We start from the raw sequence: 14,226 nt of genomic DNA on the forward strand, positions 1-14,226 counted from the left end.
AATTAGCCTGCTACGGTTTGTTTACTAATAACTTCAGAGGCAAGCACCATATAGGCTGCTGCGCCTGGTGATGATTTATCATAGTGTAAAGCCGGTAATCCGTGGCTTGGCGCTTCAGCCAGCCGGACATTACGTGGAACTACTGTTCTATAGACTTTAGCCGGGAAGTGCTCTAATAATTGTTTGGATACTTCAGCGCACAAGCGGTTTCGGGCATCGTACATGGTACGAAGAACCCCTTCAATATGTAAACGAGGATTTACTGAAGATTTAACCTGTTCAATAGTCGATAGTAACGCTGCCAGGCCTTCCAACGCATAATATTCGCATTGCATAGGTATTAAAACGGAATCAGCTGCTACAAAAGCGTTTATGGTTAAAGTATTTAAAGCGGGTGGGCAGTCAATCAGTATGAAATCGTAATTACTTTTTATTGGTTGCAGGGCTTTATATAAAAAAGTTTCTCGATGATTACGTTCCATCAGGCTGACTTCAGCTACTGTTAAATCGCCATTACCCGGGATTAAGTCATAACCACAAGTAGTTGAAAGACAGGCTTGCTCTGCCAGACAATCTCGCAGCAATACATCATTTGTCGTGTGTACCAACTGATTTTTGTCAACGCCGCTACCCATAGTAGCATTACCTTGAGGATCTAAATCAATAAGCAATACCTGCTGACGATTCGCAGCTAAAGATGCAGCTAAATTAATGGCAGTAGTGGTTTTACCTACTCCACCTTTTTGATTGGCAATGGCTATGACTTTCGCCATAATTATTCCTTGGTTGTGTTATCTATAATGACACAGCAGCGTTCACCATCAACACCTTCAACAGTATACTTCTCGACTTGGTATTTTTGATGAATCATGTTTAATTCAGTATCTGGATAACGTCCTTTCATTGCCAGCCAAATTCCATTTTTGGCAATAAGATGTTGAGTCCAATAAATCATTTGTTCTAGGCTGCTGAATGCTCTACTTGTTACTGTATCAAAACCTTGAGCCGGGTGGTAGTTTTCGACTCGAAATTGTACAATTTCAAGATTTTTTAAGTCAAGTTGGCGTTTAACCTCATTTAAAAAGCGAATTTTTTTGCCATTACTGTCTAAAAGAACAAACTGAATATCCGGTTTGGCTATAGCTAAAGGGATACCTGGCAATCCTGCGCCCGTTCCGACATCCAGAATTCGGTTTCCTTTTATCCAGGGTATGATTGCCAGGCTATCCAATAGATGCCTGCTTATCATCGATTCAGGATCGCGAACGGCAGTTAGATTATACGCCGAATTCCACTTTTTTAATAAAAGTAAATAATGCCACAATGAGTCACATAGTGAATTTAATCCAAATTGTTTCAGTCCACTATCCAGTTTGCTTTTAAGGTTCAAATCATCATTCATGCGCTGAGCCGATTCTTTTTCAAATGTACCAATAATAGCGACAAGGCCGCAGGGGTGACTCCCGAAATACGACCTGCCTGTGCTAATGATGTGGGTTTTATTTTGGCCAATTTTTGCATCACTTCACTTGAAAGGCCGGTAACTGTAGTGTAATCAAGATGCTCAGGCAGAACGGTATGTTCGTATTTACGTAATTTCTCAATATCCTGTTCTTGTCTTTCAATGTATCCGGCGTACTTGTTTTGAATTTCAATTTGCTCGGATACATCAAAGGGTAACTGAGGTAAGTGCAAATCTTCCAGCATCAGTAAATGCTGGTAATTGATTTCCGGGCGTTTTAAAAATTCAGACGCTCTATTATCATGCTGCATGGGTTTTTCGAGAATATTGTTTAATGCCTCATAATGACTTACACGAACCCAGGTGTTATGTAATAAAGTCTGAGTCGCTTCAATTGATTCTCTTTTATTAGTAAATCGTTCCCAGCGGGCATCGCCGACTAATCCTAATTCACGACCTTTGGCAGTTAAACGCAAGTCCGCATTATCTTCACGAAGAAGCAGACGGTATTCTGCTCGCGAGGTAAACATTCTATAGGGTTCCTGAGTACCTAAAGTAACCAAATCATCAATGAGCACACCGATATAAGCCTCATCTCGGCGAGGGCACCATAAATCTTTTCCCTGTACCTGCAAGGCCGCGTTCATCCCGGCTATAATGCCTTGAGCTGCCGCTTCCTCATAGCCAGTAGTCCCATTTATTTGTCCTGCAAAAAATAAATTAGGGACGGCTTTAGTCTGTAAAAAAGAAGTAAGTCCACGCGGATCAAAATAATCATATTCTATAGCATAGCCTGGCCGGGTAATGTGGGCGTTTTCAAATCCTTTTATAGTTCTTACGAATTGGACCTGAACATCAAAGGGCAGACTGGTTGATATGCCATTTGGATAGATTTCCTCGGTAGTCAATCCTTCCGGTTCGACAAAAATCTGATGTGATAATTTATCAGCAAAACGTACTACTTTATCTTCGATTGAAGGGCAATATCGTGGTCCAACTCCCTCTATCACTCCCGCGTACATCGGTGATTGGTGCAGGTTGTTACGAATAATGTCATGAGTCGCTTCTGTGGTATGTGTAATATGACATGGCACTTGCTGAGGATGATCGCTGACTGAACCCATATAAGAAAATACGGGCAATGGGCTGTCACCAGGCTGCACTGTCATCTGACTGAAATCAAGGGAGCGTCGGTCTATTCGTGGAGGCGTTCCTGTTTTCAATCGTCCAACAGGCAGATCCAGATCACGCAAGCTGTTTGCCAATTCTATAGATGGAGGATCACCCGCACGGCCACCAGCATATTGACTCATCCCAACATGAATTTTTCCGCCTAAAAAGGTTCCTACGGTGAGCACTACTGCGCGAGCGCGGAGAGTAAAGCCCATTTGTGTTACTACTCCGGCGACTTTTCCGTTTTCTATCAATAAATCGTCAACAGCCTGCTGAAACAAGATCAGATTGGGTTGGCTTTGTAATTGCTCTCGAATGGCTTGCCGATAAAGAACTCGATCAGCCTGGGCACGAGTGGCGCGAACTGCTGGACCCTTGGACGCATTAAGTATGCGGAATTGAATACCTGCCTTGTCTGCAGCCTTGGCCATCGCTCCATCCAGGGCATCAATTTCTTTAACCAGATGTCCTTTACCGATTCCGCCAATGGCCGGATTACATGACATCTGACCGAGCAAGTCCATATTATGTGTGAGTAACAAGGTTTGCATGCCCATACGTGCTGCAGCGAGAGCTGCTTCAGTTCCCGCATGTCCGCCACCTACTACAATAACATCATATAACTGTTGAAGATTCATGTCTGACCATTTATTGTGTAACAAAAAGAGCAATTATACACTTTTTTAGCAATTGTCCCAACCAAATTCATTTTTTAACTGGGACAATAGTCATTTAAGTAAGGCCATTACAGGGGCCGGATTGAGGTTCCATGAGTGGTTGTTGTTCTGCAGTTTGATCATCCTGTTGTTCGTCAGTATCCTGTTTGCTTACCTCAGTAGGAGTAGGTGGTGCTTCAGCTGGTTTAAAGAAATTTTGCATTCCCTTGGATGATTTCAAACCCCAATGGTCAGGATCGGCGCAAAAGGCTTTGTACTCCAGCTCATCAAATTCTTTAATCGCCATTTTTTCAGGTGTAAAGAGTTTATTGATCAATAAATTAGTACAAATTGCCAATACAATTGCTGCTCCAATAAGGGCAAAGCCAATGCCCAGGGGTAAAAATACCAGATTTACAAAAATTATAGCTGGAATGAATGTTTCCATGATCAATGATCGAACTAGATGCATGGTCTGAAAAACGATCATTTGTTTTTGATATTCTGTTTCCGCCAGTGTTTTTTTGATTTCCAGGAACAATAATTTCTTTTCATTGTCATCCAGCTCAGGATTATTTAGCATCAACTCATGGAACTCTGCTAATTTAGTTTTGTAATCTAGCATGGCCTCTTTTTTGGATTCATAGGCTTTGTAGATTTCAATGCCACCCTTAACTGCGTTATTAATCACGGTAAATGCGAAGCAGAGCACAGTTCCAGTAACACTTAAAGCGATTAACAATGGGCCAGTTATAGGCAGGAATGGTAATGCCACCAATGCGAAGGCTAACATTAAACCTACAGCGTAACTGATATTGGTAGCCAAACCTATATTTTGATAATCCCAGTCTTTTTGACATTGTCTTTTTGCTTTCTCTAAACTCTGCAACTGCAGATGACATTCCTTTAAACTTTTTTTATTCGTTTCATCAGCAGCAGGATCCTCTTCAATTTTTTTGATTCGTTCTTTTACTATCTCGATCTCTCGATCATAATTCTGCATTTCTTTGAAGAACTCAGTTCTTTTTTCTTCAAACTCCCATACAGCAAGCCCGATATCAAAGGCCAGAAGGGCTAAAGTCAAAAAGTCTCCCCAAGTTCCCAAGGCCCCTTTTCCGGTCAGTACAAAGTAGCAAAGACAGTTCCCCGTTGCCCAGACAAAATCATTAAGCAGGGTAAATTTTCTTTGACTCCACTGAGTAAGAAATCGCTCTGTCCATGGAGTATCACTCTCATCTTTGCTCATCCATGGGCCTTGAATGGTGTGTTTTAGCAGTAAAAATAAATTCAAGGAGCCGCGAAAATAATATAAGCCCCAGCTAATAGCTCCGGTATAAGGATCGGGTGCTCGTACTTGTTTTGCAGCATCTGTAACATTAAAAAAATCGGGAGGTAATAATTCAAGCACCGTTTTTAAAAGCCCGCCACCCCATACCCAGTAGAGACGTTTTTCATTAAACCAACCCATTGCCTCCTTGATGGTTTTGGTTTGTCGATTGGCTATTTCATCAATTTTTTCACCAAACCATTGCCCTAACCCGATAAATGCATATGTTATTGGGTAGCCATCAGTAGCATACCCGTGCTCTGGTGACGGAACGATTTGTTGTTCTTCGCATACCTTTTTATAATTGAGGGCGTCAATTAATTGTTGGCATTTTACAATACTGGCGTCATAAGATTTTATATTTTCTGTTTTCTGATGCGTTAGTTCATGCCTTTTTTGAGCGAGTAACAGCAAATAAGTGACTTGCAAATCGCGCAGAACAACGTCTTTTTTTTCCTGACTCATATATAAAAACATGACTTCGTCAGTATTCTCCAGCATGGAAAGGAAATATCCAAGTGGGGTTAGAAAGTCCACTCCTTTTAGCTTTTTATTATAGGCAATCAGATTATCAACCATTTTGTTACGGCGTAGCTCATCCATCTTATCCATATCAATAGTTTGAAGGTAAGATTCGAGAATTAAGCTGCTTGTTGCCATAACATCACCTCTAGGATTATGAGTTTTTTGGTGACTACCTGTTAATTATACTAAAAATAGAACAGAAGTGTACTTTTTTATAACATAGCATTTAATTTAAAAACAAGCTGATTATTTGGAGATTTACAGTATTGATACTAAAGTTTGCATATAATGGCGTGATAGAGTTTGAATGCTCTATTGAAGGTAAGGTTGTGCTAGGTAACATCCCTAAAGTGTTTTGCAGTCCTCTCAAGCATGATCTGAGCACACATTGTTCTTTTTACCTCGATCTGCCCCTCTCTCCTGCGCTAGACAATTGAGTCGTATAAGAGTGTCCTTCGCGGGATGAGGGTTGGGGAGAAAGGAATGGAACAATCTACGCTAAGACAGCGTGCTCGCGATTTAAGAAAAAACAGCACTAATGTTAAACAAAATCTTTGGTATCGTATGCGAGCGAATAGACTTGTTATGCAGTTTATTAAGCCGGTACCGGTTCAACGCCTCTTCTTAAATAAACATCATCAAAACGTTTGATATCATCTTCACCCAAATAGGCGCCACTTTGTACTTCAATTACATACAGTGGGGCATTTCCTGGATTACTCAGACGATGCAGTGTATTTTGCGGGATGTAGGTTGATTGGTTTACAGACAACTGAATTTTTTGTTTCCCGTTGACCACTTCCGCTTCTCCACCGACTACAACCCAGTGTTCTGCACGATGTTGGTGCATTTGTAAGGAGAGTTTGGCTCCTGGCTTTACCATGAGACGTTTTACTTTAAAGGCGACACCTTCGGCTAAAATTTCGTAGTAACCCCAAGGTCGTGTTACCCGTTGGTGATCTTGAGTCAGGTGGTGGTGATCTTTACGCAAGGAATTGACTAACTCTTTTACTTGCTGTGAGTATCGTTTATCCGCAACCAGAACTGCGTCACTGGTCGCTACAATGATTTGATTTTGAATTCCAACAGTTGTTACTAACAAGTGTTCACTATTAATCAGGCAATTGTGGCTGTCTTGAGCAATTACTTTACCAGTTATGGTATTTCCGTGTTCATCTTGTTGATTGGCATCTGCAACAGCAGTCCAGCAGCCCAGATCACTCCATTGCATGGACACCGGAATAACAACTGCCTTGTCTGTTTTTTCCATGATGGCGTAATCGATGGACTCTTCCTTGCATTGCGAAAACATATCCAGATCCAGTCGTAAAAAATCATGATGGTGCTGGGCGTGAATCAAGGCTTGTTCACTGTATTGATAAATACTCTGTTCAAATGTGTTTAATTCATCAAGATAAACACCGGCTGTACAGACAAACATACCGCTATTCCAAAAATAATTGCCTTCAGCAATAAATTCAGCGGCAGTTTGAGCGTCCGGTTTTTCTCGGAAGCTCAGTACCTGTTTTACCTTGTGGGTTAGTTCCAATCCGGATTCGATGTACCCATAACCGGTTTTAGGGCTATCCGGTTCTATGCCAAACGTGACTATTGCCTTATGTTCAATGGCATATTGTGCTCCTGCAACCATCGCTTCTTTCCATGCACGATCATCCGCAATCCAGTGATCTGATGGCAATACCAACATCACAGCATCTTTTCCGGCTGTACGGACCAGGTGATGAGCTGCGCAAGCAATTGCAGGGGCTGTATTGCGTACACAAGGTTCCAGTAAATAGGTGGTTTGAATATCAAAATCCTGCAGTTGCTCCTGGCATAGGAAGTAATGAGCATCGTTACTCACAATGATGGAACGCTCACTGTGTAAACTGGTGGCTCTTTTCATAGTTTGTTGCAACAGAGAATATTCACCATTTAATGCGAGAAATTGTTTTGGGAAATTCTGGCGAGACAGCGGCCATAGCCGTGTACCAGAGCCTCCGGCAAGAATCACAGGAAAAAGAGTTGTCGTCATCACATTCCAAGTTGTGGCATAATTGGCCAGCATTTTAACAGGAAATTTTAAGAGCAGGCAATGCTCAAGATAGATGAGGTATTATTTTATGAAAAAAGCAGTCGTGTTGTTATCTGGAGGATTGGATTCAACTACCTGTCTGGCTCTGGCAAAATCCAAAGGCTTTGCCTGTTATGCTCTAAGTTTTTCATACGGTCAAAGGCATTCTGCTGAATTACTCGCTGCCGCGAGGATAGCGCAGTATTTGGGTGTGGTCGAACACAAGACAGTTACACTGGATACTCAATTATTTGGTGGTTCCGCGCTTACTGATCAAAGCATAGATGTTCCCGATTTTCAGGACAATTCAAAAATACCAGTTACCTATGTTCCTGCTCGAAATACGATATTTTTGTCTATGGCTTTGGGCTTTGCTGAATCCATTGGCGCAAGAGATATTTTTATCGGCGCCAGTTCAGTTGATTTTTCTCATTACCCGGATTGCCGGCCCGAATTTATTCAGGCTTTTCAAGATATGGCAAATTTGGCTACCAAGGCGGGTATTGAAGGGGACTCTTTTCGTATTAATGCTCCATTACAATACTTAAGTAAAATTGAAACCATTCAATTGGGCTTGCAATTAGGAGTGGATTATCGATTGACGGTATCCTGTTATCAGGCAAATAATCAGGGCGAGGCATGTGGTTCATGCGATAGTTGTACCTTTAGAAAACGTGGTTTTTCTGGAGCGGGAATAGATGATCCGACGATTTACCAGGCGTCTGGTCATAATTAGTTCATTTAGGTAGAAAAAATGATATAATCCCCCCTATTTTGCATTGAGGTCAGGCTATGTGGTCCATAATTAACGAATGGTTTAAAAGAAATAAACCTTATTTGACGATGCTGTTTCTTTCTTCATTGGCTGTTGGTTTGTTAGTGGCCAGTTTAAGTATTATCTTTCCATCTGTCCTTGTCGCCTTTTCCTCCCTCACTCTCTTTGGCATCGTTCCATTGGCTTTTTTGACGACTTTAAATGCTCCGCTAGCCGTTTTCACTCTAAGCGCCATCATGATGGTTATCAGTGCTGGCGTGATCGCACCAGGAATAATGATCGGAAAACAATTGACTACTATAGGAATACATATTTACTCCTTATTTGCTGGTGAAGAAAATCAGGAGGCGGAGGATATAACAACAAATTCTTATGATTACCTTAATAAATATCTTCAACCAGAATCCTACGAATATGTTGAGGAGGATGATGATGAGGAGTTTCATGAGCTAGTCTCTGACAGTTCTTCTGATGATGAGATAGACTGTGTTCCATTATTTGATTCCCAAGTTAACGATGCTGTAGAAACAAACAGCCTCCTTACTATGCATTGATTCATATTATTATTCGTCAGGATACCTGGTTACTTCTCAATAAATTCGGAAGACGTCATTTCGAACAAAGTGAACAATCTTTTAAGTCCGATAAGGTGCCTGAATTTCGAGATCCTTCATTGCGTTCAGGATGACTTATAAAAACCGTCGTCCCGAGTGTTACCCCGTCATCCCGAGTGAAACGAGGGATCTCCTGAATGCGGTTGGAATGCGAATAAAGTGCCACATTCAGGAGATCCTTCACTACGTTCTGGATGACGCAAAATACAGCCGTAATCCATGATGAATTAAGCGCTCTCCAGTATGTGGCTGGAGCACGAGTATAATGCCACTTTGTGGGAGATTTTCACTGGGATTACGATGACGAAATTACCGGGGTACATGAGAAATTATTCTGCGTAATCATAACTGCATATTTTTTCAAGTTTTTTTTGATGTGTTCACATCGGAGTTCTTGTTGGCATAAAATATACGTTTGTAACATCATTTATCCAATAAAAATTATTTATAAACAATTTCTTCAGTTATGTAGGTAAATATATCTAATAATAGATCAAAGAAGAACCATTTTAATTTACACTTTTGTTACAACATCTTGCGTGTTTTTGATTCTCAACCACGAGCATGGTTGCTACAATCCGCTTGGATTTATAACTTTGGAGTAACAAAATGACATTTATGGACTTTGCAACTGGTGTTTTTTATCTTCCCGCCCGTATTTTTTCTGGTATGACCAATTTATTATTAGGATCAACATATATAGATGATGAAGGCGAAGAAGCAAAACGCCCTGGTTTATTTAGTGTGATCATCGATGCCTTCAAAATGGTGGGTAATTTCATTTTTGATGCTACCAAAGCTGTCGCAAGAGGAGTTTCTGCTTTTATCAGTAATCATCAAAAAGCTATAGCTGTTGCATTTTGGGCTTCCTTAGCTACCGCTGGTCTTGCTGTTCTTTCTGTTGCGTTTTGGCCTGCTGCCCTTTCTGCCGTCGCTAATTTTGCTATTGGCGGTGTTTCAATTGCTTCTCTTGTGGGTACTGGCTTTGCTGCCCAACTTTCTGCTATTGGTGGCGTAGCTGCTGTAGCGACAAGTGCTGTTGTTTACGTGGGCGCCGCTATTATTAATACAATCACTGGCATTAGAGATTTTTTTGTTAAACCAAGAGGACCGAGAGGACCAGGAGACGATTCTGCTTATCAAGGACTTTCTGATCTGGATTCAAAAAGAACCAGTGGCAGTCAATTTTCCAGTCTGCTGTCTACTCAACCTGAGCCTAATTCTAGCTTGTTGACAGTTCAACCTACCGACGAAGAACCTATATTTACTAAATCAGTATTCACAGCAGCAGCTTCGACTGTTCAACCAACGGATCAGTTAACTGTAACTGATGAAGACAAAGATGGACTTGCTCCAAGTAATTTAACACGATGCTAATCACTTATTCATATGGTGAGTAAGAAACGCGGCTTATGCCGCGTTTTTGTTATTCACCCCAACGTTTGAGCAAGCCACTATCCAGATCAAACAAATCCAATACTCTACCCACAGTTTCATCCACTATATCAGCTATGCTTTGTGGCTTCGTATAAAAGGCCGGTACGGGTGGGTAAATGATTCCCCCCATTTGCGTAATGCTGACCATATTATTCAGGTGACCGAGATGCAAAGGTGCTTCACGAGGAATCAGCACCAATTTTCTGCGTTCTTTGAGAACAACATCCGCCGCTCGAGTTAGCAAGGTGCTGCTAATTCCATGCGCAATTTCACCCAGGGTTTTCATGGAACACGGTGCGATAATCATCCCCATGGTTTTAAATGACCCGCTGGCAATACTGGCGGTAATATCGGTACACGGGTGATAGACGTCAGCCAGTGCCTTAAGTTCAGAAGAGCTCAGTTCTGTTTCATAGGCTCGGGTTAACTGTCCTGCTTTACTGACTACCAAATGGGTTTCAATGGATAAATTTTTTAATACCTGCAGTAGCCTGATGCCATAGATAATCCCGGAAGAACCGCTGATACCTATAATAAGGCGAGGTTTATTGGTCATAGTAGGTCACTTTACATAATGAATTAGTTTGATATTAGCAAATTATTGAAAATAAAACTCGTTCCGAACTGCATGCATAATAAGATACATCCTCACAGGATTTATTAATAATGCCTGTCTTTCGTTAAACGGAATTTTTAGTAAGTCCTGAATTGTCGCTTATTTGTATGCAGCATTTAATTTGTCTTTGCGTTATAATTATCCGTTTTTCTACTAATGAGTATTCGATACCTATGTCAACAATACGCGAATTGCTATCTAAAATAACATCACGCAAAATGCTGGTGACCAGCGCTCTTCCTTACGCTAATGGACATTTACATCTGGGGCATTTGGTAGAGCATATTCAAACAGATATTTGGGTGCGTACCCATAAAATGCTGGGTGTTCAGTGTATCAGTGTCTGTGGCGATGATGCACATGGGACTCCTATCATGCTTAAGGCGGAACAAATGGGCATTACCCCAGAGGAATTGACTGCCCAGATCAAGTTAAGTCATGAACGCGATTTTAAAGCATTTGCTATAGATTACGATTGTTATCACACTACTCATTCTCCTGAAAATCAAATCCTGGCCTCTGCCATTTATGAGCAGTTACAGGCTGGCGGTGATATTATTAAAAAAACGATTCGTCAGGCCTTTGATCCTGAGAAAAAAATGTTTTTGCCTGATCGTTATGTTAAAGGCACTTGTCCTAAATGCGGTGCCCTGGATCAATATGGGGATAACTGTGAAGTGTGTGGCGCAACTTACTCCCCAACCGATTTGATTGATGCCGTATCCGCTATTTCCGGTGCAAAACCAATAGAAAAGGATTCAGAGCATTATTTTTTTGATTTGCCAAAATATGAAACATTATTGAAAAACTGGACCGCTAATGGCCATTTGCAAACCGAGGTAGCCAACAAGCTGGAAGAATGGTTTGCGGCTGGATTAAAACAATGGGATATCTCCCGTGATGCGCCTTATTTTGGATTCCCTATCCCAGGTACTAAAGATAAGTATTTTTATGTTTGGCTGGATGCGCCTATAGGATATATGGCCAGTTTTAAAAAATATTGTGATGAGCAGGGTGTTTCCTTTGAAGAGTTCTGGGATAAAGATTCTAAAACCGAATTATATCATTTTGTGGGTAAGGACATTGTTTATTTTCATGCCTTGTTCTGGCCTGCTATGTTGGCTGCCAGTGGTCATCGTATGCCTACAGCGGTTTATACGCATGGATTTTTAACGGTTGATGGGCAGAAAATGTCTAAATCCCGTGGAACCTTCCTGGAAGCTCGCACTTATCTTGCGCATTTGCATCCCGAATATTTACGGTATTATTTTGCTGCAAAATTGAATGGACGAGTTGATGATCTGGATTTGAATTTTGATGATTTTACTAATCGTGTCAATGCAGATCTGGTTGGCAAAGTGGTCAATATTGCAAGCCGTTGTGCTGGGTTTATCAATAAGCGTTTTGATAACTGTCTAAGTCATTCTTTGTCTGAACCGCAATTATACGCCGATTTGGTCGCAGTCAGAGAGTCTGTAATTGATTCTTTTGTAGCCAGAGATTACGCTCGCGCCATCAGACAGATTATGGATTGTGCTGATAAAGTCAACCAATATATTGATGCAAATAAGCCCTGGGTTTTAGCTAAAGAAGACGATCGTTTGCCGGAAGTTCATGCGATTTGCACTATGGGTATTAATTTATTCCGTATTTTAATCACGTATTTAAAACCAGTATTACCGATGATGGCACAGGCTGCAGAACAGTTTTTAAATTGTGACGCATTGACCTGGGATTCCATTAATCAGCCATTATTGGATCATCGAATCAATACGTTCCAACCATTGATGGTTCGAGTAGAGAAAGAAAAAATTGACGCGATGTTTGCGCAAAATAAGGAGTCTTTGATGACTGCACCAGTGGTTGAACAAAAACAGGGGACGGAAGAAAATACGATCAGTATTGATGATTTTGCTAAAGTCGATCTGCGGATAGCGAAAATCGTTTCAGCGTCTCCTGTTGAAGGCGCAGATAAATTACTGTGTTTGAAACTCGATCTGGGTGATTGTCAGAAACAAGTTTTTGCAGGGATAAAAAGTGCGTATAACCCTGAAGATTTAGTTGGGCGATTGACGGTTATGGTCGCTAATTTAGCACCACGAACCATGAGGTTTGGTGTTTCAGAAGGGATGGTTTTGGCAGCAGGTGATGGTAAAGGGATTTTCTTATTACAACCCGACGCAGGAGCGCTACCTGGCATGAAGGTGAAATAATGGTAACAGTAAAGGAGGTTGATGCGCTTTTACCACAAACGCAATGCGGTGAGTGCAATTATCCTGGGTGCATGCCTTATGCCGAAGCTTTGGTTCAAGGCACCGCTCTGATTAATAAGTGTCCTCCTGGAGGAGTTGAAACAGTCAAGGCACTTGGCGCTTTATTGCGTGTTGATCCGGCTCCTTATTTAGAAGAGGCTATTGAACGTACACGTCAGCCTTCTGTTGCGGTGATTCGTGAGGCAGAATGTATAGGCTGCACTAAATGCATCAAGGCCTGTCCGGTAGATGCGATTATTGGTAGTGGCAAATTAATGCACGCGGTGATTACTCATGAATGTACAGGATGTGGATTATGTGTTGAACCTTGTCCTGTGGATTGTATTGAAATGATGCCGCTGGAAGAGCCAGCATACGATAAGGATGTTGCTCGCGACCGATATAATGCTCGGCAAGCACGTTTGTTGCGAGAGGAGCATGAAAAGCAACAGATTTATAGAGAAAAACGCCAATTAGCCATGCAATCAAAGGATCGTATGGATGATGTTCAGGCGAAACAGGATTATATTCAACAAGCTCTGGCACGTGTTAAAGCGAAAAGATTGTGATGAATAAACAAAAACGACGTGAGATTTTTGAACGTTTTCGCAGTTTAAACCCTCATCCAACAACAGAGCTGAATTATCATACACCTTTTGAATTATTAATTGCTGTTATTCTTTCTGCCCAAGCGACTGATGTGAGTGTGAACAAAGCGACAGAACAATTATATTCTGTGGCAAATACCCCGCAGGCCATTCTTGATTTAGGTTTGGAGCAATTGAAAAGTTATATCAAATCCATAGGGTTATATAACAGTAAAGCGCAGAATATAATTAAAACCTGTGACATTCTTATCAATCAGTATCAAGGTGAAGTGCCGAATCAGCGGGAAGCATTGGAGTCATTACCTGGAGTAGGTCGTAAGACTGCCAATGTGGTACTCAATACCGCTTTTGGACAACCGACTATGGCCGTAGATACGCATATATTCAGAGTAGCGAATCGAACGGGCTTGGCAAAGGGTAAAACTCCCTTGGCTGTAGAACTGGGATTATTAAAAAATATTGATCCTGAGTTCTTACAGGATGCGCACCATTGGCTGATTTTACATGGGCGTTACATCTGTACTGCTCGTAATCCTCAATGCAGTTCCTGTCCTATTTATGACCTGTGTGAATATAAAGATAAAAATACATCTAAGAATGTTGAATGATTTAAATATATACACCTCTTGTCAAAGCTGTTTATGAGTCAATATTTTTAGTTTATAAACAGTCCAATTTATTTTGTACCTATTTAAATCATTTGGTGC

General features: G+C 41.2%; 13 protein-coding genes. 7 read left to right on the plus strand and 6 right to left on the minus strand.

Going from position 1 to position 14,226, the window contains the following annotated elements:
• Positions 1 to 2 precede the first annotated feature (2 nt).
• The 4 genes from IZU94_RS17275 to IZU94_RS17290 form a co-directional block, all read right to left on the minus strand.
• Entirely contained in the window at positions 3 to 773 is a 771-nt protein-coding gene (locus IZU94_RS17275; protein WP_203113695.1) for a ParA family protein, read from the minus strand.
• Between the two features lie 2 nt (positions 774 to 775).
• Positions 776 to 1,402, minus strand: a complete 627-nt coding sequence (rsmG, locus tag IZU94_RS17280; RefSeq protein ID WP_203113697.1) for a 16S rRNA (guanine(527)-N(7))-methyltransferase RsmG — start codon at positions 1,400 to 1,402, stop codon at positions 776 to 778.
• A complete protein-coding gene (mnmG, locus tag IZU94_RS17285; protein ID WP_203113699.1) occupies positions 1,399 to 3,273 on the minus strand; it encodes a tRNA uridine-5-carboxymethylaminomethyl(34) synthesis enzyme MnmG in 1,875 nt (624 codons plus the stop codon). Before mnmG ends, rsmG begins: the two co-directional genes overlap by 4 nt.
• A 94-nt stretch (positions 3,274 to 3,367) precedes the next feature.
• Positions 3,368 to 5,278, minus strand: a complete 1,911-nt coding sequence (locus tag IZU94_RS17290; RefSeq protein ID WP_203113700.1) for a hypothetical protein — start codon at positions 5,276 to 5,278, stop codon at positions 3,368 to 3,370.
• Between the two features lie 348 nt (positions 5,279 to 5,626).
• Here IZU94_RS17290 and IZU94_RS18485 point away from each other — a divergent pair, with 348 nt between their 5' ends.
• Positions 5,627 to 5,794: a DUF559 domain-containing protein gene (locus tag IZU94_RS18485; RefSeq protein WP_203113701.1), complete on the plus strand. Its 168-nt coding sequence runs from the start codon at positions 5,627 to 5,629 to the stop codon at positions 5,792 to 5,794.
• Here IZU94_RS18485 and IZU94_RS17300 read toward each other — a convergent pair.
• Positions 5,739 to 7,178 carry a mannose-1-phosphate guanylyltransferase/mannose-6-phosphate isomerase gene (locus IZU94_RS17300; protein WP_203113702.1) on the minus strand — a complete coding sequence of 480 codons (1,440 nt, stop codon included), beginning with the start codon at positions 7,176 to 7,178 and terminating at the stop codon, positions 5,739 to 5,741. The genes IZU94_RS18485 and IZU94_RS17300 overlap by 56 nt on opposite strands.
• Before the next feature lie 88 nt (positions 7,179 to 7,266).
• Between IZU94_RS17300 and queC the strand changes: the two genes are divergently transcribed.
• The 3 genes from queC to IZU94_RS18380 all read left to right on the plus strand — a co-directional run bounded on the left by queC (position 7,267) and on the right by IZU94_RS18380 (position 9,983).
• Entirely contained in the window at positions 7,267 to 7,953 is a 687-nt protein-coding gene (gene queC, locus IZU94_RS17305; RefSeq protein WP_203113703.1) for a 7-cyano-7-deazaguanine synthase QueC, read from the plus strand.
• A gap of 56 nt (positions 7,954 to 8,009) precedes the next feature.
• Positions 8,010 to 8,546 (plus strand): hypothetical protein, encoded by a 537-nt coding sequence (locus IZU94_RS17310; RefSeq protein ID WP_203113704.1) that lies wholly within the window; start codon positions 8,010 to 8,012, stop codon positions 8,544 to 8,546.
• A 669-nt stretch (positions 8,547 to 9,215) separates the two neighbouring features.
• The gene (locus IZU94_RS18380) at positions 9,216 to 9,983 is read left to right on the plus strand and encodes a hypothetical protein (RefSeq protein ID WP_203113705.1); all 768 of its coding nucleotides are present in this window, start codon (positions 9,216 to 9,218) and stop codon (positions 9,981 to 9,983) included.
• 49 nt (positions 9,984 to 10,032) lie between these two features.
• Here the strand turns inward: IZU94_RS18380 and IZU94_RS17320 are convergent, their stop codons facing one another.
• Positions 10,033 to 10,599, minus strand: a complete 567-nt coding sequence (locus IZU94_RS17320) for a UbiX family flavin prenyltransferase (RefSeq protein WP_203113706.1) — start codon at positions 10,597 to 10,599, stop codon at positions 10,033 to 10,035.
• A 278-nt stretch (positions 10,600 to 10,877) separates the two neighbouring features.
• Between IZU94_RS17320 and metG the strand changes: the two genes are divergently transcribed.
• Genes metG through nth form a run of 3 tightly spaced genes read left to right on the plus strand, consistent with a single transcriptional unit; the run spans position 10,878 to position 14,127 of the window.
• Positions 10,878 to 12,872: a methionine--tRNA ligase gene (gene metG, locus IZU94_RS17325; RefSeq protein WP_203113836.1), complete on the plus strand. Its 1,995-nt coding sequence runs from the start codon at positions 10,878 to 10,880 to the stop codon at positions 12,870 to 12,872.
• On the plus strand, positions 12,872 to 13,480 hold the full coding sequence (locus tag IZU94_RS17330; RefSeq protein WP_203113707.1) for an RnfABCDGE type electron transport complex subunit B: 609 nt from the start codon (positions 12,872 to 12,874) through the stop codon (positions 13,478 to 13,480). The genes metG and IZU94_RS17330 overlap by 1 nt, the downstream gene beginning before the upstream one ends.
• On the plus strand, positions 13,480 to 14,127 hold the full coding sequence (gene nth, locus IZU94_RS17335; RefSeq protein ID WP_203113708.1) for an endonuclease III: 648 nt from the start codon (positions 13,480 to 13,482) through the stop codon (positions 14,125 to 14,127). The genes IZU94_RS17330 and nth overlap by 1 nt, the downstream gene beginning before the upstream one ends.
• Positions 14,128 to 14,226: the final 99 nt, after the last annotated feature.

The sequence above is a fragment of the Legionella bononiensis genome (assembly GCF_016786215.1).
GTDB lineage: Bacteria > Pseudomonadota > Gammaproteobacteria > Legionellales > Legionellaceae > Legionella > Legionella bononiensis.

Excerpts from the sequence above, each read along its gene's own strand:
- IZU94_RS17275 (WP_203113695.1), bottom strand. The coding sequence starts at position 773 with ATGGCGAAAGTCATAGCCATTGCCAATCAAAAAGGTGGAGTAGGTAAA.
- rsmG (WP_203113697.1), bottom strand. The coding sequence starts at position 1,402 with ATGAATGATGATTTGAACCTTAAAAGCAAACTGGATAGTGGACTGAAA.
- mnmG (WP_203113699.1), bottom strand. The coding sequence starts at position 3,273 with ATGAATCTTCAACAGTTATATGATGTTATTGTAGTAGGTGGCGGACAT.
- IZU94_RS17290 (WP_203113700.1), bottom strand. The coding sequence starts at position 5,278 with ATGGCAACAAGCAGCTTAATTCTCGAATCTTACCTTCAAACTATTGAT.
- IZU94_RS18485 (WP_203113701.1), top strand. The coding sequence starts at position 5,627 with ATGGAACAATCTACGCTAAGACAGCGTGCTCGCGATTTAAGAAAAAAC.
- IZU94_RS17300 (WP_203113702.1), bottom strand. The coding sequence starts at position 7,178 with ATGACGACAACTCTTTTTCCTGTGATTCTTGCCGGAGGCTCTGGTACA.
- queC (WP_203113703.1), top strand. The coding sequence starts at position 7,267 with ATGAAAAAAGCAGTCGTGTTGTTATCTGGAGGATTGGATTCAACTACC.
- IZU94_RS17310 (WP_203113704.1), top strand. The coding sequence starts at position 8,010 with ATGTGGTCCATAATTAACGAATGGTTTAAAAGAAATAAACCTTATTTG.
- IZU94_RS18380 (WP_203113705.1), top strand. The coding sequence starts at position 9,216 with ATGACATTTATGGACTTTGCAACTGGTGTTTTTTATCTTCCCGCCCGT.
- IZU94_RS17320 (WP_203113706.1), bottom strand. The coding sequence starts at position 10,599 with ATGACCAATAAACCTCGCCTTATTATAGGTATCAGCGGTTCTTCCGGG.
- metG (WP_203113836.1), top strand. The coding sequence starts at position 10,878 with ATGCTGGTGACCAGCGCTCTTCCTTACGCTAATGGACATTTACATCTG.
- IZU94_RS17330 (WP_203113707.1), top strand. The coding sequence starts at position 12,872 with ATGGTAACAGTAAAGGAGGTTGATGCGCTTTTACCACAAACGCAATGC.
- nth (WP_203113708.1), top strand. The coding sequence starts at position 13,480 with ATGAATAAACAAAAACGACGTGAGATTTTTGAACGTTTTCGCAGTTTA.